At 71.4% G+C, this 21,448-nt stretch carries 23 protein-coding genes, 1 tRNA gene and 1 pseudogene; 12 read left to right on the top strand and 13 right to left on the bottom strand.

Annotation, left to right across the window (positions count from 1 at the left end):
* Positions 1 to 203 precede the first annotated feature (203 nt).
* The 3 genes and pseudogenes from ABZ342_RS03380 to ABZ342_RS03370 form a co-directional block, all read right to left on the bottom strand.
* A pseudogene (locus tag ABZ342_RS03380) lies at positions 204 to 366 on the bottom strand (alpha/beta hydrolase); the annotation flags it as partial.
* 844 nt (positions 367 to 1,210) lie between these two features.
* Positions 1,211 to 1,840 carry a TetR/AcrR family transcriptional regulator gene (locus ABZ342_RS03375; protein WP_360468400.1) on the bottom strand — a complete coding sequence of 210 codons (630 nt, stop codon included), beginning with the start codon at positions 1,838 to 1,840 and terminating at the stop codon, positions 1,211 to 1,213.
* Between the two features lie 32 nt (positions 1,841 to 1,872).
* Positions 1,873 to 3,306, bottom strand: a complete 1,434-nt coding sequence (locus tag ABZ342_RS03370) for a pyridoxal-dependent decarboxylase (protein ID WP_360468399.1) — start codon at positions 3,304 to 3,306, stop codon at positions 1,873 to 1,875.
* A gap of 130 nt (positions 3,307 to 3,436) precedes the next feature.
* On the opposite strand from ABZ342_RS03370, the gene ABZ342_RS03365 reads away from it, so the two are divergent.
* From ABZ342_RS03365 to ABZ342_RS03345, 5 genes are all read left to right on the top strand, one after another.
* Positions 3,437 to 4,024: a TetR/AcrR family transcriptional regulator gene (locus ABZ342_RS03365; protein ID WP_360468398.1), complete on the top strand. Its 588-nt coding sequence runs from the start codon at positions 3,437 to 3,439 to the stop codon at positions 4,022 to 4,024.
* 66 nt (positions 4,025 to 4,090) lie between these two features.
* The gene (locus ABZ342_RS03360) at positions 4,091 to 5,500 is read left to right on the top strand and encodes an amidase (RefSeq protein ID WP_360468397.1); all 1,410 of its coding nucleotides are present in this window, start codon (positions 4,091 to 4,093) and stop codon (positions 5,498 to 5,500) included.
* 112 nt (positions 5,501 to 5,612) lie between these two features.
* The gene (locus tag ABZ342_RS03355) at positions 5,613 to 6,380 is read left to right on the top strand and encodes an SDR family oxidoreductase (RefSeq protein WP_360468396.1); all 768 of its coding nucleotides are present in this window, start codon (positions 5,613 to 5,615) and stop codon (positions 6,378 to 6,380) included.
* A gap of 6 nt (positions 6,381 to 6,386) precedes the next feature.
* Complete coding sequence (locus tag ABZ342_RS03350; RefSeq protein ID WP_360468395.1) at positions 6,387 to 7,244, top strand: patatin-like phospholipase family protein; 858 nt, start codon at positions 6,387 to 6,389, stop codon at positions 7,242 to 7,244.
* A 73-nt stretch (positions 7,245 to 7,317) separates the two neighbouring features.
* On the top strand, positions 7,318 to 7,887 hold the full coding sequence (locus tag ABZ342_RS03345) for a TetR/AcrR family transcriptional regulator (protein WP_360468394.1): 570 nt from the start codon (positions 7,318 to 7,320) through the stop codon (positions 7,885 to 7,887).
* A gap of 113 nt (positions 7,888 to 8,000) precedes the next feature.
* Here the strand turns inward: ABZ342_RS03345 and ABZ342_RS03340 are convergent, their stop codons facing one another.
* Positions 8,001 to 8,300, bottom strand: a complete 300-nt coding sequence (locus ABZ342_RS03340; RefSeq protein ID WP_360468393.1) for a hypothetical protein — start codon at positions 8,298 to 8,300, stop codon at positions 8,001 to 8,003.
* Positions 8,301 to 9,122: 822 nt separating this feature from the next.
* Here ABZ342_RS03340 and ABZ342_RS03335 point away from each other — a divergent pair.
* Positions 9,123 to 9,839, top strand: a complete 717-nt coding sequence (locus ABZ342_RS03335; RefSeq protein WP_360468392.1) for a recombinase family protein — start codon at positions 9,123 to 9,125, stop codon at positions 9,837 to 9,839.
* Between the two features lie 74 nt (positions 9,840 to 9,913).
* On the opposite strand, the gene ABZ342_RS03330 is transcribed toward ABZ342_RS03335, so the two are convergent.
* Positions 9,914 to 9,997, bottom strand: a tRNA-Leu gene (locus ABZ342_RS03330).
* A gap of 635 nt (positions 9,998 to 10,632) precedes the next feature.
* On the opposite strand from ABZ342_RS03330, the gene ABZ342_RS03325 reads away from it, so the two are divergent.
* Positions 10,633 to 11,010 (top strand): cellulose-binding domain-containing protein, encoded by a 378-nt coding sequence (locus tag ABZ342_RS03325; RefSeq protein WP_360468391.1) that lies wholly within the window; start codon positions 10,633 to 10,635, stop codon positions 11,008 to 11,010.
* On the opposite strand, the gene ABZ342_RS03320 is transcribed toward ABZ342_RS03325, so the two are convergent.
* The 3 genes from ABZ342_RS03320 to ABZ342_RS03310 all read right to left on the bottom strand — a co-directional run bounded on the left by ABZ342_RS03320 (position 10,982) and on the right by ABZ342_RS03310 (position 13,201).
* Complete coding sequence (locus tag ABZ342_RS03320; protein WP_360468390.1) at positions 10,982 to 12,034, bottom strand: cytochrome P450; 1,053 nt, start codon at positions 12,032 to 12,034, stop codon at positions 10,982 to 10,984. The two genes, ABZ342_RS03325 and ABZ342_RS03320, sit on opposite strands and share 29 nt — an antisense overlap.
* 61 nt (positions 12,035 to 12,095) lie before the next feature.
* Positions 12,096 to 12,173, bottom strand: coding sequence for a tryptorubin family RiPP precursor (locus ABZ342_RS03315; RefSeq protein WP_225440239.1), 78 nt, complete (start codon positions 12,171 to 12,173; stop codon positions 12,096 to 12,098).
* Between the two features lie 134 nt (positions 12,174 to 12,307).
* Positions 12,308 to 13,201 carry a LysR family transcriptional regulator gene (locus ABZ342_RS03310; RefSeq protein WP_360468389.1) on the bottom strand — a complete coding sequence of 298 codons (894 nt, stop codon included), beginning with the start codon at positions 13,199 to 13,201 and terminating at the stop codon, positions 12,308 to 12,310.
* 96 nt (positions 13,202 to 13,297) lie between these two features.
* Between ABZ342_RS03310 and mdlC the strand changes: the two genes are divergently transcribed.
* The 3 genes from mdlC to ABZ342_RS03295 are packed head-to-tail and all read left to right on the top strand — an operon-like array spanning position 13,298 to position 17,512.
* Positions 13,298 to 14,872: a benzoylformate decarboxylase gene (mdlC, locus tag ABZ342_RS03305; protein ID WP_360468388.1), complete on the top strand. Its 1,575-nt coding sequence runs from the start codon at positions 13,298 to 13,300 to the stop codon at positions 14,870 to 14,872.
* Between the two features lie 2 nt (positions 14,873 to 14,874).
* Positions 14,875 to 16,302: a benzaldehyde dehydrogenase gene (locus ABZ342_RS03300; protein ID WP_360468387.1), complete on the top strand. Its 1,428-nt coding sequence runs from the start codon at positions 14,875 to 14,877 to the stop codon at positions 16,300 to 16,302.
* 7 nt (positions 16,303 to 16,309) lie between these two features.
* A complete protein-coding gene (locus ABZ342_RS03295; RefSeq protein ID WP_360468386.1) occupies positions 16,310 to 17,512 on the top strand; it encodes an aromatic acid/H+ symport family MFS transporter in 1,203 nt (400 codons plus the stop codon).
* Here the strand turns inward: ABZ342_RS03295 and ABZ342_RS03290 are convergent, their stop codons facing one another.
* Positions 17,513 to 17,686 carry a hypothetical protein gene (locus ABZ342_RS03290; RefSeq protein WP_196425606.1) on the bottom strand — a complete coding sequence of 58 codons (174 nt, stop codon included), beginning with the start codon at positions 17,684 to 17,686 and terminating at the stop codon, positions 17,513 to 17,515.
* Positions 17,687 to 17,769: 83 nt separating this feature from the next.
* Positions 17,770 to 18,378 carry an HSP18 transcriptional regulator gene (locus ABZ342_RS03285; RefSeq protein ID WP_360468385.1) on the bottom strand — a complete coding sequence of 203 codons (609 nt, stop codon included), beginning with the start codon at positions 18,376 to 18,378 and terminating at the stop codon, positions 17,770 to 17,772.
* Positions 18,379 to 18,559: 181 nt separating this feature from the next.
* Here ABZ342_RS03285 and ABZ342_RS03280 point away from each other — a divergent pair, with 181 nt between their 5' ends.
* Together ABZ342_RS03280 and ABZ342_RS03275 are read left to right on the top strand one after the other, a co-directional pair.
* The gene (locus ABZ342_RS03280; protein ID WP_360468384.1) at positions 18,560 to 19,357 is read left to right on the top strand and encodes an ANTAR domain-containing protein; all 798 of its coding nucleotides are present in this window, start codon (positions 18,560 to 18,562) and stop codon (positions 19,355 to 19,357) included.
* 68 nt (positions 19,358 to 19,425) lie between these two features.
* On the top strand, positions 19,426 to 20,055 hold the full coding sequence (locus ABZ342_RS03275; protein WP_360468383.1) for a maleylpyruvate isomerase family mycothiol-dependent enzyme: 630 nt from the start codon (positions 19,426 to 19,428) through the stop codon (positions 20,053 to 20,055).
* 37 nt (positions 20,056 to 20,092) lie between these two features.
* Here ABZ342_RS03275 and ABZ342_RS03270 read toward each other — a convergent pair whose 3' ends face one another.
* From ABZ342_RS03270 to ABZ342_RS03260, 3 genes are read right to left on the bottom strand one after another with little or no spacing between them, the layout of a single operon-like run.
* On the bottom strand, positions 20,093 to 20,539 hold the full coding sequence (locus ABZ342_RS03270; protein ID WP_230862782.1) for a nitroreductase/quinone reductase family protein: 447 nt from the start codon (positions 20,537 to 20,539) through the stop codon (positions 20,093 to 20,095).
* A gap of 52 nt (positions 20,540 to 20,591) precedes the next feature.
* Positions 20,592 to 20,771, bottom strand: coding sequence for a hypothetical protein (locus ABZ342_RS03265; protein WP_360468382.1), 180 nt, complete (start codon positions 20,769 to 20,771; stop codon positions 20,592 to 20,594).
* Positions 20,772 to 20,813: 42 nt separating this feature from the next.
* Positions 20,814 to 21,428 (bottom strand): TIGR03086 family metal-binding protein, encoded by a 615-nt coding sequence (locus ABZ342_RS03260; protein WP_360468381.1) that lies wholly within the window; start codon positions 21,426 to 21,428, stop codon positions 20,814 to 20,816.
* Between the last annotated feature and the right edge of the window lie 20 nt (positions 21,429 to 21,448).

The following is a 21,448-nucleotide window of genomic DNA, read 5'->3' as shown; positions in this document are numbered from 1 at the left end:
TGGAGCCGTCGTGCGGCTCGGGGGCGTTCCTCGGCCCGGTCGTCGAGCGCCTCATTGCAAGCGCTCGGACCTACGAACGGGACCTTGCTTCGCTGCCCCGGGGCCGCGCTAAGGCCGGGCAGCCCGCCACCCTCCTGTCCGCACCGCGACGAGCCTGTGTCCCGCCGGGGCACCCGGGCACGGCCGAGTTCGTGCACCGTTTGTCAGGACCGGATGAACTCGAGCAGGTCGGCGTTGATCGTGTCGGCCTGGGTGGTGGGCATGCCGTGCGGGAACCCGGCGTAGGTCTTGAGGGTGCCGTTGGGGCAGCAGCTTGGCCGAGAGCGGTCCCGAGTCGGCGTAGGGGACGATCTGGTCGTCGTCGCCGTCGCGGTAGGCCGCGGGCAAGGCTCCCAGGTCACGCGCCGAGGTGATGCCCGCATCCAGAGTCAGTCGCATCCGCCGCACGGTCCCAAGCACCCGCATCACGTCGTTCGTCGTGAGTGCGTGTTCCACCAACGACTGCTCCGACGGCATTCCGAGGTGGACGTGGCAGTCGAAAAAGCCGGGCAACAGCGTGCCACCCCGGCCGTCGATGACCGGAACACCCCGTGGCGGCGGCGGTGCCTCGCTCGCCGGGCCGGCATAGGTGATCCGGCCGTCCAACACCGTCAACGCCGCGTGGAAGACCAGCTCGCCCAGGTCCTCCACCGCCGTGCTCGACAGCGAGCGCGTCGATTCGCCGCCAGAACTCGACCGCCAGCTCCCACTGGTACTCCAGAGAGTCCAGGTACGCGCTGTCCCACGGGACGACGTTCCAGGCCGGAACCGTGCTGCCAGGCTCGTCCCAGCCGCTTTGACCATCTTTGCCCACGATCGCGAGGTGGTGCAGGACATCTGGCTCGAAGCGGGCGAGCGCACCCCACGCCACCGACCGGGCGGCAGCGATACCGCCGCGACGTCCGGCTCCGCTGAAGCCGGTTCGTCCGGGGCCTGCTCACGTCCGCACCAGACGGAATCTGCGGCGCCGAACCCTTCGGGCCGTAACCGGGTTTCGGCCACAGCGGACGAGCTCGTCGTTGCCGGACGTGGTCGGCACCACCATCTTCGGCCCGCCCGCTGCCGGCCAACCGGCCGGATGCCGCTCCGCGACCTGCCGGCCCACGCCCGTCCCTGACCGTTTCACCAGCCCCTCGGCGGACCGCGGCGACTCAGGGGGCGAGTCCCGAGCCTATCCGGCGACGCCGTGCGCAAGACCCGGGCGCCAGCCGTTGACGAAGTCCCGCAACGCGTCCAGCTGCGCCGCCAGTTCGTTGCTTTCCGGGGCGGCCCGGGCGACGGTCAGGGTGCCCAACACGGCCGCGGTCATCAGGTTGGCCGCGAGCACCGGCTCCGGCGCGGCTTCACCGAGCTCACGGGCTCGTTTCGCGACGGCGAGGAATCCGGCCCGCAGCTGTTCGCGGTACTCGCCGGTCGCCCGCGCGACCTGCTCGTCGACCGGATCCGTCATCGCTGTCACGGCCATGCAGCCGAATTTTCCCTGTGCGCTGTCGAGTACGGCCTTCGTGCGCGAGAGCATCTCCAGCACGTCTTCGCTGCCTCGGCGGCCGTGTTCGAGCGGCTCCAGGACGGCCCGCATGCCACGCAGGTAGTCGGCCATCGCTTCGCGGTAGATCTCGGCCTTCGTGCCGAACGTGTTGTACAGGCTGGAAGTCGACAGGCCGGTCACGGCGGCCATCTGCTGCTGGGTGACGCGTTCGAAACCCGTTTGCCAGAACAGCTTCATCAGACGCGAGAGCATCTCGGCCCGGTCGAACCCCAAGGGGCGGCCGGACCGCGTGGTTTCCGGTTCCGAGTTCACCGGTCCAGTGTGGCCGTCGTCCCCGGCCCGCCTCAACTCGCCTCGGTCGCCACACCGGTGGCGAGACGGGCGTGGCGAAGCAACGCTTCCAGCGCCTGGTCTACGTCGTCTTCGTCGGTGGCCCAGTCCGACACCGAGATCCGCATCAGGCGTTCCCCGCGGTAGGTCGTGCCGGTGAAGAAAGCGCGGCCTTCGGTCCGGACCCCGGTCATCACCGCGTCGGCCAGGCGGCCGTGGTCGCCGTCCGGGGCGAGCCAGCGCACGAGGACCTGGTTGGACACGACGTCGTTGACGATCTCGGCCCGACCGCTCGCGGTGAGCGCGTCGGCGAAGCGACGGGCCAGCGTCGTCACGCGCTCGACCAGCTCGGCGACGCCGTCGCGACCGAGGGCGCGCAGGGTGGCGTAGACGGGCACACCCCGGGCGCGGCGGGAGAAGTCGGGGCCCCAACCCAGCGGATCGCGAGCGCCGGAGTCCTGCTCGAGATAGGCGGCCTGCACGCTCATCGCGGCCCGGTGCGCGGCGGCGTTGCGGCAGATCGCGATGCCGCAGTCGTAGGCGACGTTGAGCAGCTTGTGGCCGTCGGTCGACCAGGAGTCCAGCCGGTCGAGCCCGGCCACCCGCCCGGCCATGGACCGGGACGCGGCGGCCAGCAGCATCACCGCGCCGTCGACGTGCACCCAGGTCGGGTTGCCGGCGGCCCGGTGTTCATCGGCCAGGTCGGCGACCGCGTCGAAGTCGTCGAAGGCTCCCGTGTTCACATTTCCGGACTCCACCACGACGATCGTCGGCCCGTGGATCGTGGCCAACGCCTCTCGCAGCGCGTCCGGCCGGATGCGGTCTTCGTCGTCGCACGCCACCGTGACCAGCGCCTGCTCGCCAAGCCCGAGGAACCGCAGTGCCCGCAGCACGGTGGCGTGCGCACCGGTCTTGACCACCACCGTCACCGGCGGGGCACCGGGCAGGCCACGAGCCTCGACGTCCCAGCCCACTTCGCGCAGCACCTCGTGGCGGGCGGCGGCCAGGCCGGTGAACGTCGCCATCTGGCCACCGGTGACGAATCCCACCGAACTCTGCTGCGGCAGGCCCAGCAGGTCGACCAGCCAGCGCGCCGCGACTTCCTCCGCCACCGCCACTCCCGGCGCTCCGGCGAACATCGGCGCGTTCTGGTCCCAAGCCGTCACGAGCAGCTCCGCTCCGAAAGCCGCCGGGTGCAGGCCCCCCACGACGAAGCCGAAGTAGCGCCCACCGGCCTGCGCGGTGATGTACGGCTCGAGGTCGTCGGCGAGCTCGCTGATCACTTGCCGAGCCTCGATGCCGCCCGCGGCCAACGGCCGGTCCAGCACCGCATGGATCGCCTCGTAGTCCGCCGAGGGCAGCACCGGCCGGTCGGCCAGCGAGTCGAGGTGTCCCAGCGCCGCCGCGCCGGCGGCGTCCAGCACCGACTTCCAGTCCGACCGTCGCATCACGTCTCCTCGTCGCAGAAACTCCAGGCCGACCCATTCTGAGTTGAACAACTCAGAATTTCAAAGAGGTGATCGGGGCCACAAAAGCACTTACTAGACGACTGGTCTAATTGCCGGGTAGCGTCGCGGCATGCCCGCCTCGAAAATGGACACGCGCCGGAGCCTGCTGGACGCCGCAAGGCGGATCGTCCTGGTCAAGGGGTACGCCGCGGTCGGCATCAACGAAGTGCTGGCCGACGCCGGTGTGCCGAAGGGGTCGTTCTACCACTGGTTCGAGTCTAAGGACGCCTTCGGCGAGGCAATGATGAAAAGCTACTTCGACGACTACTTCGCGACGATGGACCGCATCGTCGCCCAGGCGGAGAAGAGCGCGGCCGAGCACGTCATGGAGTACTGGCAGTACTTCTACGACACGCAAACGGCGGACCACTGCCAGGGCGGATGCCTGGTCGTCAAGCTGGGCGCGGAAATCGCGGATCTGTCGGAAGCGATGCGGGCCACGACGAAGTCCGGGACCGCCGCGATCGTCGGCCGGCTGGAACGGATGATCGCCGGCGGCGTCGCGGACGGGTCGTTGTCGATCGACGACACCCCTCATGCAACGGCCGAGATCCTCTACGACTTGTGGCTCGGGGCAAGCATGATCGCGAAGATCCACGGCCACCCCCGCCAGCTCGACCGCGCGATGGCGGTCACGCGCCGCGTCCTGCACGTCTGACGAACCGCTCCGGCCCGCGACACGCCGTGGGTCGTCAACTAGTAAACCGGTCTAATAAGGAGAGGCATGTCCACCGAGCTCATCTGGTCCGACGCGACCGCACTCACCGAGCTGATCCGCACCAAGAAGGTCTCTTCCGTGGAGGTGGTGCGGGCGCACCTCGACCGGATCGAGGCCACCAATCCGAAGGTCAACGCCATCGTCACGCTCGCGGACGGTGCGCTGGAGGCCGCGAAGGCCGCGGACGACGAACTCGCGTCGGGCGCGGAAGTGGGGCCACTGCACGGCGTTCCCTTCACGGTGAAGGACTCCTTCGACACGGCAGGGGTGCTCACCCAGCGCGGTTCGCCGATCTTCGCGGGCCGCGTGCCGGACACGGACGCCACCGCGGTGGCGCGGCTGAAGCACGCCGGCGGGATCCTCCTGGCGAAGACCAACCTCCCGGAGTTCTCCTACGCCGTCGATTCCGACAACCTCCTCACGGGCGAGACGAACAACCCCTGGGATCTCACCCGCACGGCGGGCGGCTCGAGCGGCGGGGAATCCGGGGCGATCGCGGCCGGGATGTCGCCGCTCGGCCTCGGCAGCGACCTGGCCATCTCGGTGCGCGGACCGGCGGCCAACACCGGCATCGCGGCGCTCAAGCCGACGCACGGACGCATCCCGATGACGGGCGCCTGGCCGCGTGAGCCGCGCCGCGACTGGCACGCCGGGCCCATGGCCCGCAGCATCCGCGACCTCGCACTGGCGTATTCGTTGCTGGCCGGTCCCGACGGCGCCGACGGCTTCGCCTCCACCGTCCCGGCCGGGTTCGACGCCGGCTTGGGCGGCTCGCCGGCGCGGCCCGTCCGCGTCGGCTGGCTGGTCGACTCCGGGCTCGGCCCGGTCGACGCCGAAGTGGCGGCTACCGTGGCGGCGGCCGCCGAAGCACTGCAGGGTGCCGGGGTCCACGTCGAAGCCGTGCGCATCCCGGCTTTCGAGCGCGACAACCCGCTCGAATTGTTCACGCTGCAGCACGTCATGGAAGTGAAGCCGGCCTACGCGGAGGCCACCGCGGGTCACGAGGACCGGATGTACGTGGCCTCGAAGTACATGCGCGACGCACCCGAGACGTCCATGACGGACTACGTGCGGGCCGAGCAGGGCGTCGAGCGGCTCCGGGACGGTTTCGCGGCGTACTTCCGGCAGCACGACGCGCTGCTGCTCCCGGTGACCACGGTCCCCGCGCAGGAGCACGGGACCACGAAGCTCACCCTCGAAGGCCGGACGCTGAGCATCTTCCACGTGATGTCGGCGACCGTCCCGTTCAACCTGACCGGGCTCCCCGCCCTGTCCATGCGGTTCGGGACGACCACCACGGGCCTGCCGATCGGCGTGCAGCTGGCAGCCTGCTGGTACGCGGAATCGACGATCCTGCACCTCGCCGCGCTGCTGGAGACACTGAGCCCGGTCCGCGACCGGCATCCCGTCCTCTGAAGGCCGACCGGGGGTACACCGCTTCGCCGGACCTAGTTGACAGGTATGCCGTACGACATAGTATCGAGAGGTCGGCGGTCACCCGGCACCGCTCGAACCGAGGAGATCCGCCATGTCGTCCGTGCTCATCACCGGCGCGTCCAAGGGAATCGGCCGCGCCATCGCGGTCGAACTGGCGGCCAGGGGCCACCGGGTCGTCGCCACCGCCCGTCAGCCGGAAATGCTGGCCGGCCTGCCCGTCGACCAGCAGCTCCGGCTGGACGTGACCGATCAGGACAGTGTCGACCGGGCGATCGTGGCCGCCGGCGAGATCGACGTCCTGGTCAGCAACGCCGGCGCGACCGTGCGCGCGCCGCTCGAGAGCGTGCCGCTCGCCGAGGTCGAGAACCTCTTCCGGCTCAACACCCTGGGCGCGCTGCGGGTGGCGCAGGGGGTGCTGCCGCAGATGCGTGCGCGGGGCGCGGGACGGTTGGTGTTCGTCTCCAGCGTTCAGGGCCGGGTGGTGCTGCCGATCATCGCCCCGTACGGCGCGAGCAAGTGGGCGCTGGAGGCCATCGCCGAGGGACTGGCCCTGGAGGCGGGCCACTTCGGAGTCCGGGTGAGCATCGTCCAGCCCGGCGCGGTGGCCACGGACGGCGCCGCCGGGGCCAAGTCCTTCTTCGCCGACGACGACCCCTACCTCCCCCTGCTCGAGCAGCTCGGCGTCCTCCGCGGCGACGTCATCACTCCGCAGGAGGTTGCCGCCGCGGTGGCCGACACGATCGAGCGCTCCGATCCCCCGCTGCGCGTGCCCGTCGGCGCACCGGCCGAGCAGCTGCTGAAGGCCCGCAAAGAAGCTCCCGAAACCGCGCCGTTCCTGCCGGCCGAACTCGACTGGTAGCGGCCGATGACTTCGATGAACGCCCTCGTGCTGGGCGGCGGTGGACCGGTCGGCGTCGCGTGGACGTCGGCGCTGCTGCACGAGCTGGTCTCCAGTGGACTGTCGCCGGCCGAATTCGAGGTGGTGCTGGGCACCTCGGCCGGGTCGGTGGTGGGCGCCTGGCTCACGATGCAGCCCGACGGCCTCTCGACCTTGCCCCGGCGGATGCTCGATCGCGCCGAATGGCATGCGCGCAACACCGAGTCCGGTTACGGCGACCGGGAGCTCCTGCGCCGGGTCGTGGCCGGATCCACTCGGGACGCCGAGTCCGCCCGGAGCATCGGCCGGGCGGCGATCGCCGCCATCCCGCCGATCCCCGCGGAACAGGCCGAAGCGCTGTGGAGTGCGACGCTGCCCGAGGGGCCGTGGCCCGAACGGCTGAGGGTGACGTCGGTGGATGCCGGCACCGGAGTGGCCAAGGCCTGGTCGGCGACCGACGGCAGCTCCCTCGCCGCCGCGGTGTCGTGCTCCACCGCGGCGCCGGGTGCCGCACCGCCGGTCGCGCTGGCCGGGTCGGTCTGGGTCGACGGCGCCGTGCGGTCCGGTACCAACGCCGATCTGGTCCTCGACATCGGCTCCGCGCGACGTGGCCGGGTGCTCGTGCTGGCTCCCCTGCCGAACGGCAACCTCGCCCGCGAGGAGACCATCCTCGTCGAGCACGGCTACCACGTCACGGTGATCACCGCGGAACCGTTCTACGGAACGGTCGCGGATCTGATGAACCCCCGGTTCGTGAAGATCGCCGAAACCGCCGGCGCCCAGCAGGCGGGTGCGGTCGCCAAGGACCTGGCCACGTGGTGGAACGCCGGACCCCGCCGCACGTAGTATGCCGGCAGTCATACATGTTGTTGCGGGAGGTGGGGCAGCCGTGGGTGCGCGCTCGGATGCCAAGGCGAAGATGGTGCAGGCGGCCAAGCAGCTGATGCGAGAGCGGGGGTACCACGCGACGGCCTTCTCCGACGTGCTCAGGCTCAGCGGGGCGCCCCGCGGCTCGGTGTACTTCCACTTTCCCGACGGCAAAACGCAACTGGCGACGGAGGCAGCCGAGGCCCACGCGTACGAGCAGGTCGAGATCATCGACCGCGCGGCCGAGCAGGCGACCTCGGCGGCCGAGCTGGTCGAACGCTACCTCGACCTCGGCCGCGACGGCATGGTGGCCAGCGGCTACGCACGGGGCTGCGCGATCGCCCCACTGGTGACCGAAGGCGCGACGCGGGACTCGGCGGAAGTCGGCGAAACCGGCCGGCGAACGTTCTCCGAGATGATCGACCGGCTCGCGTTCCACTTCATCACCTTCGGCGTCGAGCAGGCGGCGGCGCGCTCCCTCGCCGACGCCGTGATCGCGGGTGTCGAAGGGGCGATGATCACCTCGCGCGCTCGTCACAGTCCCGCTCCCTACGACGCGGTCAAGCTGACACTGGCCGATTTCGCAACCCGGGCGCCTCGCTCGCGTCGTGCCAGGCGATGACGGAAACCGGCGCCTCCGGCCGATCGTTCGCCCCTGTCCACATGGGGCGACGACTCAATCGGCCAGGGAACCGATCCGGATGTACTCACGGAAGGTCGTCGGCGACCGCCCGATCAACCGGGCCGGACGTCGAGATCGACCGGCCGGCTCGGTTCCCGTCGGTTCACCTGGAGCGCGACGGCGGTGATGTGCGGGGCCACATCCGGGTTGACGACCCCGATGCGATCCGATGTGGACAGTTCGAGGATCTCGCGGCGCCAGTCTTCGGCCAAGCTCGATTCGAAGAGTTGTCCACCGTGTAGCCGCTCTCCAGCACGCCGTCCGCGCCGGGAAAGTGCCGTCAGGTCGGGGCGTGCTGCGACCAGGTCGTCCCTGTCGGCGACGTTGAGCCAGCGGGCAAGACCGTCGGGCACCGCCGGCGGCTGCGTTTATACACGATCGTCCGGGTGCCCAACGGTGAGCCGAGAGCGACTAACCGCAGCAAAGGGCGGCCGAGCCGATGGACGGCCTCGTAAGCCACCACCGAGCCCAGGGAGTGCCCGATCAGGATCTCGGTCTCCTGTCCAACGAGTTCGGCGGCCCAGGCCTGCGCGCATTCCCGAACATCGTCATCCGTCAAGTAGAGGGTCACCTGCCGCAGCACCCTGACCAGCGGTCGCTCGGCAACGCGACCCCGAGCCGGGCACAGGGGCGCAGCCGCACCAGCTCGTTGAGGATCGGCCGAGCCGCCGCACGAATGCCCTGCTCCTCCCCGATCGCTCGTGCATGATCTGCAGCTCGCGGCGAGCACAGCAGTGGCTTGCGATTCGCGTTCTACGACCGCACCTCGACCACACGTCATCAAGATCGTGTGTCGTCACAGAGTTGGCAGCGCGACATGGCCGAGCACCTCATCGCCGGACACGGCCAGATCGTCGCCGCCTTCTTTGACACCGGCACCTCACGCCGCATCCCCTGGAAGCAGCGACCGCAGGCCGCTCAGCTGATTGCCTCGATCTCAGCCCCGGAACGCTCCGTCGATGCGATCGTGGTCGGCGAGTACGAACGCGCCTTCACCGGCACCCAATTCGCCACCCTCTACACCTGGTGCACCCGGCACGGCATCCAGCTGTGGCTGCCCGAGACAGGAGGTCCGGTCGATCTAGGAAACCGCGATCACAGATCTCTGCTGGCCTTGCGGGCAACCCAATCCCGAACGCGAGGTCCTACGTGCCCGGCATCGAGTCCTGGCGGCGATGCACAACCAGGCCACCCTGCAGGGTCGCTACCTCGGCGGACGCCCGCCCTACGGCTACCGTCTCGTCGACGCCGGCCCGCATCCCAACCCCACCGACGCGCGCTGGGGCCGACGGCTGCAACGGCTCGCTCCCGATCCCCGAACCGCGCCGCACCTGAGCTGGATGTTCCAGCAACGGCTCGCCGGGCACAGCGTCGCCAGCATCGCCCGACACCTCAACGAGCGCGGTGTCCCCTGCCCGTCCAGTGCCGACCCGGACCGCAACCGCCACCGGACCCGCGGCGCCTGGATCCTGCGTACCGTCGCGGTGATCCTGGCGAACCCGCGCTACACCGGCCGCCAGTCCTGGACCCGCCGCGCCACCGGCACCAGCGGCCCAGCGTCAACGCCGACGCTGTCCGCGTACGTTGCACATCCGACTCTGCTCATGGAGCAAGACTTCGTCGCGGCGCAGCAGATTCGAGCGGCGCGGCCAGCCGGCGACGGCCGGACACGTCTGTTCGACCGACCTACCAACGCGCCGACCACGAACGGCCGAAGACGCTCTACATCCGCGAAGACCATCTCGTCGACGAGATCAGCATCCGGCTCGGATATGAACGCATTGACGGCCACGCTAAAACAGAGCTTGACCGACCACGACAGAGACGGGTGGCAGCAGTCCTGCGCGAATCAGGGAAGATCATCGTTTACGACGGCGCCGGGTGGCGTTTGAAGTTTATCGGTCCGAGCTCGGCTACGATCAGCCCAGCTTCAAGATCGCGTTTCGCGATCCGTGGGGTATTACTGTGTCCGAGGGGGGACTTGAACCCCCACGCCCGTTAAGGGCACTAGCACCTCAAGCTAGCGCGTCTGCCATTCCGCCACTCGGACCTGCTGAAGAAAGAGTATACGGCTCCTCCGCCCCCTCCTTCAGGGGGGTCTGGATCAGGCCGCCTGGGGACTCTGGCATCATCCTTCGGTTCGAGCCTGCTGCATCGATTCAGTGCGTGCGACGGGCTGTTCGGCTCCCTCCCGGGCTCGGCGGGCGTTCCGGCCACCGGCGTCCACCTGAGCGGTTTACAAGAGCGCCTCGGGATTTCTAGGATTCGCCGGTCGGGTCGCGGAACTGGAGGATCCGGATGGTGCGTGCCGGTCGGCGGCGGGATCTTGAGGTCTCCGTTGATGAGCTGCTGCGGGAAACCGGGGCCACTCCGCGGTCGCTCGGTGGGCCCGTCGAGGCCGCCGGTGCTCGGGATGAGGACACCGGTGATGGCTATCGGGAACGTCTCGAGCAGCGGGCTCGTGACGCCGCCGCGGGTCAGCAGCGGGCTGGGCGGCGGCTTCGGTGGTTCTCCGCCGTGTGTGGTGCCCTTGTCGTGCTCGGCAGCCTTGTTCTCATCGCCGTCACCTCCGAAAGCTCACCCGGGCGGCAGGCCGCACTCGCGCCGGGCTCTCTTGCGCCCGCGACGACTCCGCGCTCGACGACGCCCACCTTCGCCAAACCCACTCCTACCCCGATTCCGACCGTGCTGCGGCAAACCGCGTCCCAGGCGCCCGTGAAAGCCGCGCCGTCCGTCGAGGCCGCCACCTGCGTCGTTCGCTTCTCCGTCACCGACCAGTGGAACGACGGCTTCACCGCCGGCGTCGCCATCACCAACAAGGGCAGCGGGACGCTCTCGCCGTGGACGCTCTCCTGGACCTTCACCGCCGGCCAGCGGGTCACCCACGGCTGGGACGGCCAGTACCGCCAGAGCGGCACCCGCGTCACCGTGAACGCCGAGTCCTACAACGCCACCCTCGCGCCGGGCGCGACCGTCAGCACCGGCTTGAACGGCGCCTTCGACCGCGGCAACCCCGCCCCCACGGCCTTCACCCTCAACGGCGCCCGCTGCGACGCGGGCTGACGATCTTCACGTCGGCCAGCTCCAGCAGGCCGTCCAGCTCGACGCGCGCGCGGGTGCGGTGCGGGTCGGGCACCAGCCCCTCCGCGCGGACCACGTCGAGCAGGCGGCTCGCCAGCGGCAGCACCAGGTGCCGGCCCCAACAGCGCTCGGTGGCGTGCCCGAACGGCAGGTAGCCCGGGTGCCGATCGGCGTCGAGCTCGGCCCAGCGCCGCGGCCGGAACTCGTCGGGCGCCTCCCAGAGCTTCGGTGCGCGGTGGCTCAGCAAGGGCAGCAGCAGGACGTCGTCGCCGGGGGTGATGCGGGCGTCGACCTCGGTGAACTCCGGCGAACGGACGCGCAGGATGTTCCACGACGGCGGCAGCAGCCGCAGCGCCTCGTTGATCACGTGCTCGTTCGGGACGTCGTCGTCGAACGGCGCGCCCAGCCACACCGCGTTGGTGACCAGGGCGGCCACGGTGAAGCAGATCGGCGCGGCGACCCGGCGGTAGAGGTACATCCGGAACCGCCGCTCGGCCAGGGTGCCGGCTTCCAGGACCTGCCGCGCGAGGGTGGACAGCTCCACGTCCGGAGCCGGGGGACGGACCAGCGCGGCGCCGGCGGTGACGGCCGACCACGTCAGCTTCGGCGTCAGCTCGAGGCGGCGGTCGACGAGCACGCGGAACCGGCGCGTCTCGGGTCCGAAGACGAATCGGCGCAGGTAGTCGTGGGGCACGGCCGGCCACGCGCCGGTGAGGTCGGGCCGGTCGGCGGGCCGCTTCAGCGCCGCTCGGACGTCCGCGCCCAGTGCCTGCATGAGGCTCGCGGACTCGGCGCGGGTGACCGGGCGGCCCAGCACCGGCTTGAACGTCGGCCGTTCCTCCGCGTTGGCCGGGCGGGCGCGCAGCACCGCGTCCATCAGCTCCGGGTCGGCGATCCCGACGGTGTCCGGTTCGAGCCGGAAGAGCCCGTCGTCACGGTGGTCACGTAGCAGGTCTTCCAGGCGGGGCGCGAAGACGACCGCGCGGTGGGCGGGGGCGATGACCACGTTCGGCACTCCTCGAAGGGGGAACGGGGCCGGTCCCGGTGGCCGGGACCGGCCGCGGTGATCAGATCCAGCCGTACCAGGCGTAAGCCTTCAGGCTCTTCTTGGGAAGCGCTTTCTTGACCAGGCGGACGAGCTTCACCGGATTCCTCCCTAGCTCGGTTGTCAGGATCGTGATCGACCCTAGGCAGTGCGGGATCGGTTCAGCACGAACAACTACACGTTCGGCCCAGATCTTTAGGCGCGAATGGGGCGCCAAGAAAAATGCGTGTTAAATCAGCTGAGCACTTCGCGCATGAATGTCACAAGCCAGTGCTGCGCCGGACTGCGCGCGTGCGTGTGGCGCGTGTACACCGACACCTGGGCCGGCTCGACCTCCAGGGGCAGCTCGAACAGCCGGACGCGGTGTTCGGCCGCGAACACCTCCGCCACCAGCCGTGGCACCATCGCCACCAGCTCGCCGTCCTGGACCAGGTACGGCAGGGCCGCGAAGCGCGTCACCTCCAGGACCACCCGGTCGAGCAGCCCGTACGCCTCCAGCGCGCGACGGGGGCCGTCGTGGCCGGTCGGGCCGAACACCGTCACGTGGCGTTCCGCCGCCAGCTCGTCGAACGACACCGACGGGCCCAGGCGGGGATGGTCGCGGGACACCATCCCCAGATAACCCTCGGAAAACAGCGGGACCCGCGCCACGCGCTGGGAGCTGATCAGCGGCGACGCGATGAACGCGTCGATCTCACCCCGGCCGAGCTGGTCGGCGGCCCCCGCGACGTCGAGGGGGCGGACCGTGAGCGTCACTCCGGGCGCGCGCTCGGGCAGCGCCGCCATCAGGCGGGGCAGCAGCGAGATCTCCCCCAGGTCGGACAGGCAGAGGGTGAATGCCGTCCGGGCGGTCGACGGGTCGAACGACCACGCGCCACTGACCGCCGTCTCGATGCCGGACAGCGCGCTGTGCAGCGGTTCGTAGAGCGCGCGGGCGGTCGTCGTCGGCACCAGGCCGCCGCCGGTGCGGCGGAACAGCTCGTCGGAGAACCGGCGCCGGAGCTTCTGCAGGCTGTAGCTGATCGTCGGCTGCGTGACGTGCAGGGACTCCGCCGTCGCGGTCACGCTGCGGGTCTCGTAGAGCAGCACGAACGTGCGCACCAGGTTGAGGTCGAAGTCCCGCATCATCGATCCCATCTATGAACGACCGAGGCAACATTTATTGGAACACAGCGCGCGGCGTCCTTAGGGTCTGGGCCAACCCGCCCGAGGAGGACCCCGCGCATGCCCACCGCCCGCCGGCTCGCCCACGAGTTCCTGCACCGCCGTGGCCTGACCACGATCTTCGGCAACCCCGGCTCCAACGAGCTGCCGTTCCTCGCCGAGCTGCCGGACGACTTCACCTACGTCCTCGGCCTGCACGAAGGCGCCGTGGTCGGGATGGCCGACGGCTACGCCCAGGCGACCGGCCGGCCGGTGCTGGTCAACCTGCACGCCGCCGCCGGCTCGGGCAACGCGATGGGCGCGCTGACCAACGCCGTCTACTCGCGCTCTCCCCTGGTGCTCACCGCGGGCCAGCAGGTGCGGGCGGCCATCGGCATGGAGGCGATGCTCGCGAACGTCGACGCGACGCAGCTGATGCGCCCCCTCGTGGGGTGGGCCGGCGAGCCGAGCTGCGCCGAGGACGTCCCGCGTTCGCTCGCGCAGGCGGTGTTCGAGGCCGAGCTGCACCGGCGGCCGAGCTACCTCTCGGTGCCCTACGACGACTGGGCCGCCGAGCTGGACGCCAACGCCGCCGTGACGCTGGACCGAAGCGTCCGAAGGGGGCTCGCGCCGAGCGAAAGCCAGCTCGACGACCTCGCCGAGGCCGTCGCGACCGCGAAGAACCCCGCGCTCGTCCTCGGTGGGGACCTCGACGCCACCGGCCTGTTCGACCGGATCGTCGCGCTCGCCGAGCACCTCGGCCTGCCGGTCTGGGTGGCGCCGTCGCCGCACCGGCTGCCCTTTCCCAACCGGCACCCGCTCTTCCGCGGCGTGCTGCCGGCCGGCATCGCGCCGGTGTCGGCCGCGCTGACCGGGCACGACCTCGTGCTCGTCCTCGGCGCGCCGGTGTTCCGCTACCACCAGCACGTGCCCGGCGCGTACCTGCCGGAAGGCACGCGGCTGATCCAGGTGACCGACGACTTCGGCGCGGCGGCCCGGGCGCCGATGGGCGAGGCGCTGGTCGCCGACCCCGCGCCGGTGATCGAGGCGCTGCTGGCCAAGGTGCCGGGCCGCGGATCGAGCGGCGACCACGTCGGGAACCCTGAGCCCAAAACGGGCGGGAAAGCGCTGCACCCGGAGCAGGTTTTCGCGGCGCTGCGCGAAACCCAGGCCGAGAGCACCCGGTATGTCGTCGAATCGACATCGACGAACTCGGCGTGGTGGCGGCAGATGGACCTGCGCCGCGAAGGCTCGTACTTCTTCCCCGCCGCCGGCGGCCTCGGGTTCGGCCTGCCGGCCGCGGTCGGCGTCGCCATGGGCAGCCCGGACCGCCCGGTCGTCGGCGTCATCGGCGACGGCTCGGCGAACTACGGCATCACGGCGTTGTGGACCGCGGCGCACTACCGCGTCCCGGTCACGTTCGTGATCCTGCGCAACGGCGTCTACGGCGCGTTGCGGTGGTTCGGTGAGCTGCTCGGGACGCCGGACGTACCCGGCACCGAGATCCCCGGCCTCGACTTCACCGCGATCGCCGCCGGCTACGGCGTCCCCGCCACCACCGTCACCGGCCTCGACGACCTGCACGCCCAGCTCAAGTCGACCCCGGACGGCCCCCGGCTGATCCAGGTCGACACCGAACCGACCACACCGGAGTGATCATGACCTTGCTGGACAACGAGTTCCTGAGTGGCAGCGGCGGGACCCACGCGGTCGTCGAACCGGCGACCGGGGAAACCCTGGGCCGGGTCGGCATCGCGACCCCGGACGACGTCGCGAAAGCCGCGGTCGACGCGGCGAAGGCCCAGCGCGACTGGGCGCGACGCAAGCCGGGCGAGCGCGCCGCGGTGCTGCGCCGAGCCGGCGAGCTGTGGGAGACGCACGCCGCCGAGGTGCAGGACTGGATCGTCCGCGAAGCCGGTTCGACGCGGCCGAAGGCCGGGATCGAGACGGAGATGGCGGCCGGGATCTGCTTCGAGGCGGCGGCGTTGCCCACGCACCCCCGCGGTGAGGTGCTGAGCACCGGCGAACCGCGGTGGTCGCTGGCCCGGCGCGTCCCGGCGGGGGTGGTTTCGGTGATCGCGCCGTTCAACTTCCCGCTGATCCTGGCGATCCGCTCGGTCGCGCCCGCGCTCGCGCTCGGCAACGCCGTGCTGCTCAAGCCGGACCTGCGCACCGCCGTGTCCGGCGGGGTGAGCATCGTGCGCGTCTTCGAGGAGGCCGGGCTGCCCGAAGGCCTGCTGCACCTCTTGCCCGGTGACGCCACCGTCGGCGCAGCGGTGGTCGACGTGCCCGAGGTGTCGGTCGTGTCGTTCACCGGCTCGACGGCCGCCGGGCGGAAGGTCGGCGAGGCGGCCGCACGGGCGCTCAAGCGCGTGCACCTGGAGCTGGGCGGGAACAACGCGCTCGTCGTGCTGCCGGGTGCCGACGTCGCCAAGGCCGCGTCCGCCGGCGCGTTCGGCTCGTTCCTGCACCAGGGCCAGATCTGCATGACGACCGGCCGCCACCTCGTCCACGAGTCCCAAGTGGACGACTACGTCGAGGCACTGGCGGAGAAGGCGCGGCGGCTGCCGGTCGGGAACCCCGCCGCCGGCGACGTCGCGCTCGGCCCGATCATCGACGACCGGCAGCTCGCGCACGTCACCGACGTCGTCGACCGCAGCGTCGCGGCCGGCGCTCGCGTGCTGGCCGGCGGCAAGCCCGACGCGCCGTTCTACCCGCCGACCGTCCTCTTCGGACTCGACGACGACACCCCGGCGTGGCGGGAGGAGATCTTCGGGCCGGTCGCGCCGGTGCGCGCCTACCGCGACCTCGACGAGGCGGCGCGCCTGGTGAACGACTCCGAGTACGGCCTGTCGGTCGGCATCCTCGGCGACGTCGGCACCGCGATGACGCTGGCCGACGAGGTCCGCTCGGGCAAGGTGCACATCAACGAGCAGACCGTCGGCGACGAGCCCACCGCGCCGTTCGGCGGCGTCGGCGACTCCGGCAACGGCTCCCGCTTCGGCGGCGCCCAGGCCAACATCGAGGCCTTCACCGAAACCCAATGGCTGACCGTGCGCGCGGACATCGCGGGCTACCCGTTCTGAGGAAACCATGACAACGACGTCTTCCCGTCCCGTGTGGACGGCGGTCCTCTGCTGGCTGACCGTCCTGCTCGAGGGCTACGACCTGGTCGCGCTCGGCGCCACCATCCCGACCCTGCTGAAGAGCGGCTACCTCGGCTTCACCGCGGCCGGCGCGACCCTGGTCGCCACCGTGTCACTGGTCGGCGTGGCGGTCGGCGCGGCCTGTCTCGGCCCGCTCACCGACCGCTTCGGCCGGCGCGGCATGCTCATCGGCTCGGTGCTGCTGTTCTCGCTGTTCACCCTGCTGACGCCGCTGGCGCCGAACGTCGCGACGTTCGGGGTCTTCCGGTTCGTCGCCGGGCTCGGCCTCGGCGCGTGCATGCCGGTGGCGCTGACGGTGATGTCGGAGAACCTCCCGGCGCGACGGCGGGCGAGCGCGAGCACGTTCACCATGACCGGTTATCACGTCGGCGCGGTGCTGACGTCGATCCTCGCGCTGTCCGCGAAGGAAGACTGGCACCTGCTGTTCTACGGCGGCGGGGTCGTCGGGCTGCTGGCCGTGCCGCTGATGTGGTGGAAGCTGCCGGAATCCGCCGCGTACCTGGCTTCTCGCGAAGACGCGTCCACCGAACGCGTCGGGCTTCGCGACTTGCTAGGCCCGCGGTTCCGGCGGGTCAGCATCGCCGTGTGGACCGGGTCGTTCATGGGGCTGCTGCTGGTCTACGGGCTCAACACGTGGCTGCCGCAGCTGATGCGGACGGCGGGTTATCCGATTTCGACGTCGATCACGCTGCTGCTGGTGCTCAACATCGGCGCGGTGCTCGGGCTGGTGCTGGCGGGCACGATCGCCGACCGGTTCGGCATCCGCCCGATCGCCCGGATCTGGTTCGGCGCGGGCGCGGTGCTGCTCGCGGCGCTGAGCCTGCGCATCGGCAACGCGGTCGTGCTGAACACGGTCGTGCTGCTGACCGGCGTGTTCGTGTTCTCGGCGCAGGTGCTGATCTACGGGTACGTGGCGCAGGTGTTCCCGGCGCGGTTGCGCGGCACGGCGCTCGGCCTGACGTCGGCGGTCGGACGGCTCGGGTCGATCCTCGGGCCGTTCGTGACCGGCGCGCTGGTCACGGCCGGGGTCGCCTACCCGTGGGGGTTCTACTTCTTCGCCGTCGTCGCCGCGTTCGGGCTGGTCGCGGTGCTGACGTTGCGGGAGGAACGGGTTTCGACGTCCGTGTAGTCAGGCGGTTTCCTCGGGGCGGCGACGCATGGCGGGTTCGGGGTTTTCGGTGCGGCGGTCGGAGTCCTTCAGCACCTCGCGGGCCTGGGCTTCGGGGTCGGCGCTGTCGGCGGCTTGTTCTTCGGGCAGCAGCTCGGCGCGGGTCTCCGTGCGGTCGGGGATCTTGTCGTCCATGCCCGGGTGGTACCCGCTGTCGCGCGCGCTCAGACACCGTTCAGCCGACCGTGGGTGGGCGCCGTCGCCCGAGAACCGGTGGCTCAGTACTTCGCCCGCCGCTGCCCCGCCGCGTCCCGGCGGAGGCGGTCCGCCTTCTCCGAGATCTCGCCCAGCTGCTCCGCGAGACCCGCGTGGTGGTCGGCCAGGTGGGGGCGGGCGGCGGCCAACGGGGGCAGCAGCGTCGCCGGGTCGTCGTCGCCCAGGGCCGCCCCCAGCCGGTCCGCGCTCTCCTGGGCCGCCGGGCCCAGGCCGTCCAACGCGCTCACCCGGCCGGCCAGCTGGCGGAGGATCCCCGAGTTCCGGCGCGCCCAGCCGGCGACCGCCCGGTCGCCCGCCCGGCGGTCGCGCTCCGCGTCGACCCGGGCCTCGCCCGTCTTCTCCCCCGTGTTCGACGGCTGCAGCCGCAGGTACCGCCGTTCCGCGGCCTGGCGGCTCGCCACCCCCATCGCCGGCGCCAGCGCCACCCAGCTGGCGCCCGCCGCACGGGCCGCCGTGATCAGCTCCGGCTCCCAGCCCGCGAGCTCCTCGCGCAGCACGCGCAGGCCGGCCAGCGCGGACAGCAGCCGATCCTGCTCCGCCGTGCCCGCACGGGCGGCCGTGACCACGTCGTGGACGCGCCGCAACGCGTCAGCGGGATCATGCGCCTCCATCTGTCATCCTTTCGACGACCCTGTTCTTGTCATCATTCCGACGACATGCTAGAACAAAACCGCGTGGTGACGCCAGAGCCACCGCACTCCGGAGGTGGATGCCGATGTTGATGTGCAGCGACCCGTCCCACCCCGTGTCCGCCACCCGGGTGGCGGCCTGACCTCGGTCGAGGAGAATCGCGTGACCACCGTAAGACCCATGACGGACGAGCGCGCGCCGGTGACCGCGCTGCTCGAGGAGCTCCTGGCCCGGATCGCCGCGGACGTTCCGGGCGCCGTCGGCGCGGCGGTATCCCAGCACCAGCAAGGAACGCCGCTGCGGGTGGCGGCCACCCACGGCCTCGCGGCCGCCTTCGTCCCGGCCCAGCTGGACGGGCTCGGCGGCCCGGTCCCGACCGCCGACCGCACCGGCGAGCCGGTCGTCACGGCCGACGTCTTCGCCGACGAACGCTGGCCGTCGCTCACCCTGAGCGGCCTGATCGAGCGCCACCCCGAGCTGGCGGCGGGGTGGGCGCGCGTCCGCGGCGTCGCGGCCCTGCCGGCCTGGGACGCCGAGGACGGCTTCGTACTTTCGGTGGCGCTCGACCGGCCCGCCACCGAAGAGACGGTGCAAGTGTTGCGGCGCTACGAAAGGCTCACCGCCCTGGCATTGGTCCTCGCCGAAGCGGCCCGGCCCGACCGGACCGAGCAGGTGCTCGACCTCCTGCAGTCGCGGGCCGCGCTCGAGGAGGCGAAGGGTATCGTCATCGCCCTGCGCCGCTGCGATCCCGAAGAAGCGTGGGAGACGCTGAGGCGGGCGAGCCAGCAGTTCAACGTCAAGGTGCGCGAGCTCGCCGTGGCGCTGGTGGAGCTGCTGGCCGGCGCCCCGGCGCCGCAGCCCGGCGGTGACCGCACGATCCGGCCGGGTCTCGCCGCCCGTGCCGCCGCCGAGCAGGTGCTGCGGGCGTTCGAGGGCGAGGCCGAGCTGACCGGCGTGTAACGACCCGGGCGTCGCGGACGACCTGCGTGCACCGGGATCGCCGATCCCGGACGGCCCGAGGAGGCCCGATGCCGGGTTCCGGTCCCTGGCCCGAGATCCACCGGGAGCGCGCCGCGCTGGCCGACGATCTCGCGGACGTGCAGGCCTGGTCGGCTCCTTCCCTGTGTCGCGAGTGGACCGTCCACGACGTACTCGGCCACGTCGTCTCGACCGCGACGCTGACGCCGGTCAGGTTCTTCACGGGGCTGGCCGGCTCGGGGTTCCGGTTCGCCGCGATGACGGCGAAGAACATCGCCCGCGAGACCGCGGACGGCCCCGCGGCGACGCTCGCCCGGCTGCGCGAGCACGCGGACGACACGACCGGGCCGCCGGGTCCGGCGGATTCGTGGCTCGGCGAGATCGTGGTGCACGGCACGGACATCCGGTGGGCGCTCGGGCTCGACCGCGCGTTCCCGGCCGCGACGCTGATCCGCGTCGCGGAGTTCTACCGCCGGTCGAACCTGCTGATCGGCGCCAAGAACCGGGTCGACGGGCTCACGCTGCGGGCGAGCGACACCGAGTGGTCGGCCGGGAGCGGACCCGAGGTGGCGGGCCCGCTGCTCGCCTTGGTGATGGCGATGACCGGCCGGGAGGCCGCGCTGGACCAGCTGTCCGGCGCCGGGCTGGAGGAGCTTTCGGCCCGGTGCCGGACGGCCTGAGCACAGCGCTTCACCGCCGGGAGGTCGTCGCGCCGGCTCAGGCCGGTTCGACGCGGAACACCGCGATGCGTTCCGCCGCCGCGGCGGCCGCGTCCGGGGTCGCCGCGTCCGCGAGGCCCGTGGTCACCAGCCGCTTTCCCACGCTGGCCGGGCTTTTCGCCACCAGCTCGCGCAGGAGCGGCCGCCGCTGCTCCACCGGGACCTCGGTCAGGCGAGCCGCCGTGGTGCGGCGGCCGCGGGTGAGCGTCACCTCGGCCGCCGCCCGGGCGTTCGCCACCCACGCCGCCTTCGGGTAGGCCTGGAAGATGTAGCGGTCGCCGTCGATCGGGATGACCGCGATCGGGAACGTGCGCGGCACCCCCGTGCGGCGGCCGGGGACGGTGAGCAGCTGCATCGGGCCGAACGCGACGCCCAGCCGCTGGAGTCCCACGACGATCTTGTTCCCAGCGTTGACCATCCGCCGGTAGTTCTGCGCTGTTGTCATGCCACGACCGTACACGAGATCATATGAAACTCATATCATCTCTATCTCGTATTCAGCGGCGATTGGGGCCCGGCTCGGTTTCCGGCGGCAACGGGTCCGGCACCGGCGTGCCCGGCTCGGGGGCCGGCCGGTCGGGATCCGGTCCGGGCAACGACGGGTCCGGCACGAGAGGGTCCGGCGGGGTCGCCTCGGGCGGCGCCGGGGGTGCGGTCAGGCGAACTGCGTCCGGCATCGGATTTCCCTCCGCCACGGCCGTCCGCGACTCGGACGGCGATCACCGGTGACTACCACCGCGGCGCGAACCGGAAACACCGGCCGGTACCGGCGCCCACGCCCGGCGGCCGAGGAAGGCCAGCATCCGCGTCTGCTCGTCGGCGCCGCCGGGCGGCACCAGCTCCGGCCCGAAGAACCCCGGCCGGCGCACCGCGTTCGCCCGCGCCCAGGTGAACGCCACGTCCACGAGCTCCGGCGGGAGGCGCACGTCCTGACCGGCCGCCGAGCCGATGTCCCAGCTGTGCGCGACGAGGTCGGTGATCAGCAGCGTGACGATGCCCGCGACCGGGATCTCGCCGAGCCCGGGCAGCGAAACCGGGCGGCGCAGCTCCTCCTCGGTCAGCTCGGCCACCGCCGCGGCCCGCCACGTCTCGACGGGGTTCGTCCCGGCGAGCACGGCGGGGTGCGGCGCTCCCGGTGCGCCCGCGGTCTCCGCGTAGTCCTGCCCGCCTGCCCAGGCCCGCAACTGGCGTTGACCCCAGACGACGTGGCCGGCGACGTCCCGCACCGACCACTCCGTGCAGGCCGACGGCGTGTCCCACTGGTCGTCGCGCACCGCGGCCAGCACCGCGTCGAACCCGCCCTGGGCGCGCCGGTACAAGTCCATCGTGTCCATTTCGCTCCTTCGTCGAGTGT

Origin of the sequence: Amycolatopsis sp. NPDC005961 (genome assembly GCF_040629235.1) — a bacterium.
Classification (GTDB): domain Bacteria; phylum Actinomycetota; class Actinomycetes; order Mycobacteriales; family Pseudonocardiaceae; genus Amycolatopsis; species Amycolatopsis camponoti.
This window is presented reverse-complemented; position numbering and strand designations above follow the sequence as displayed.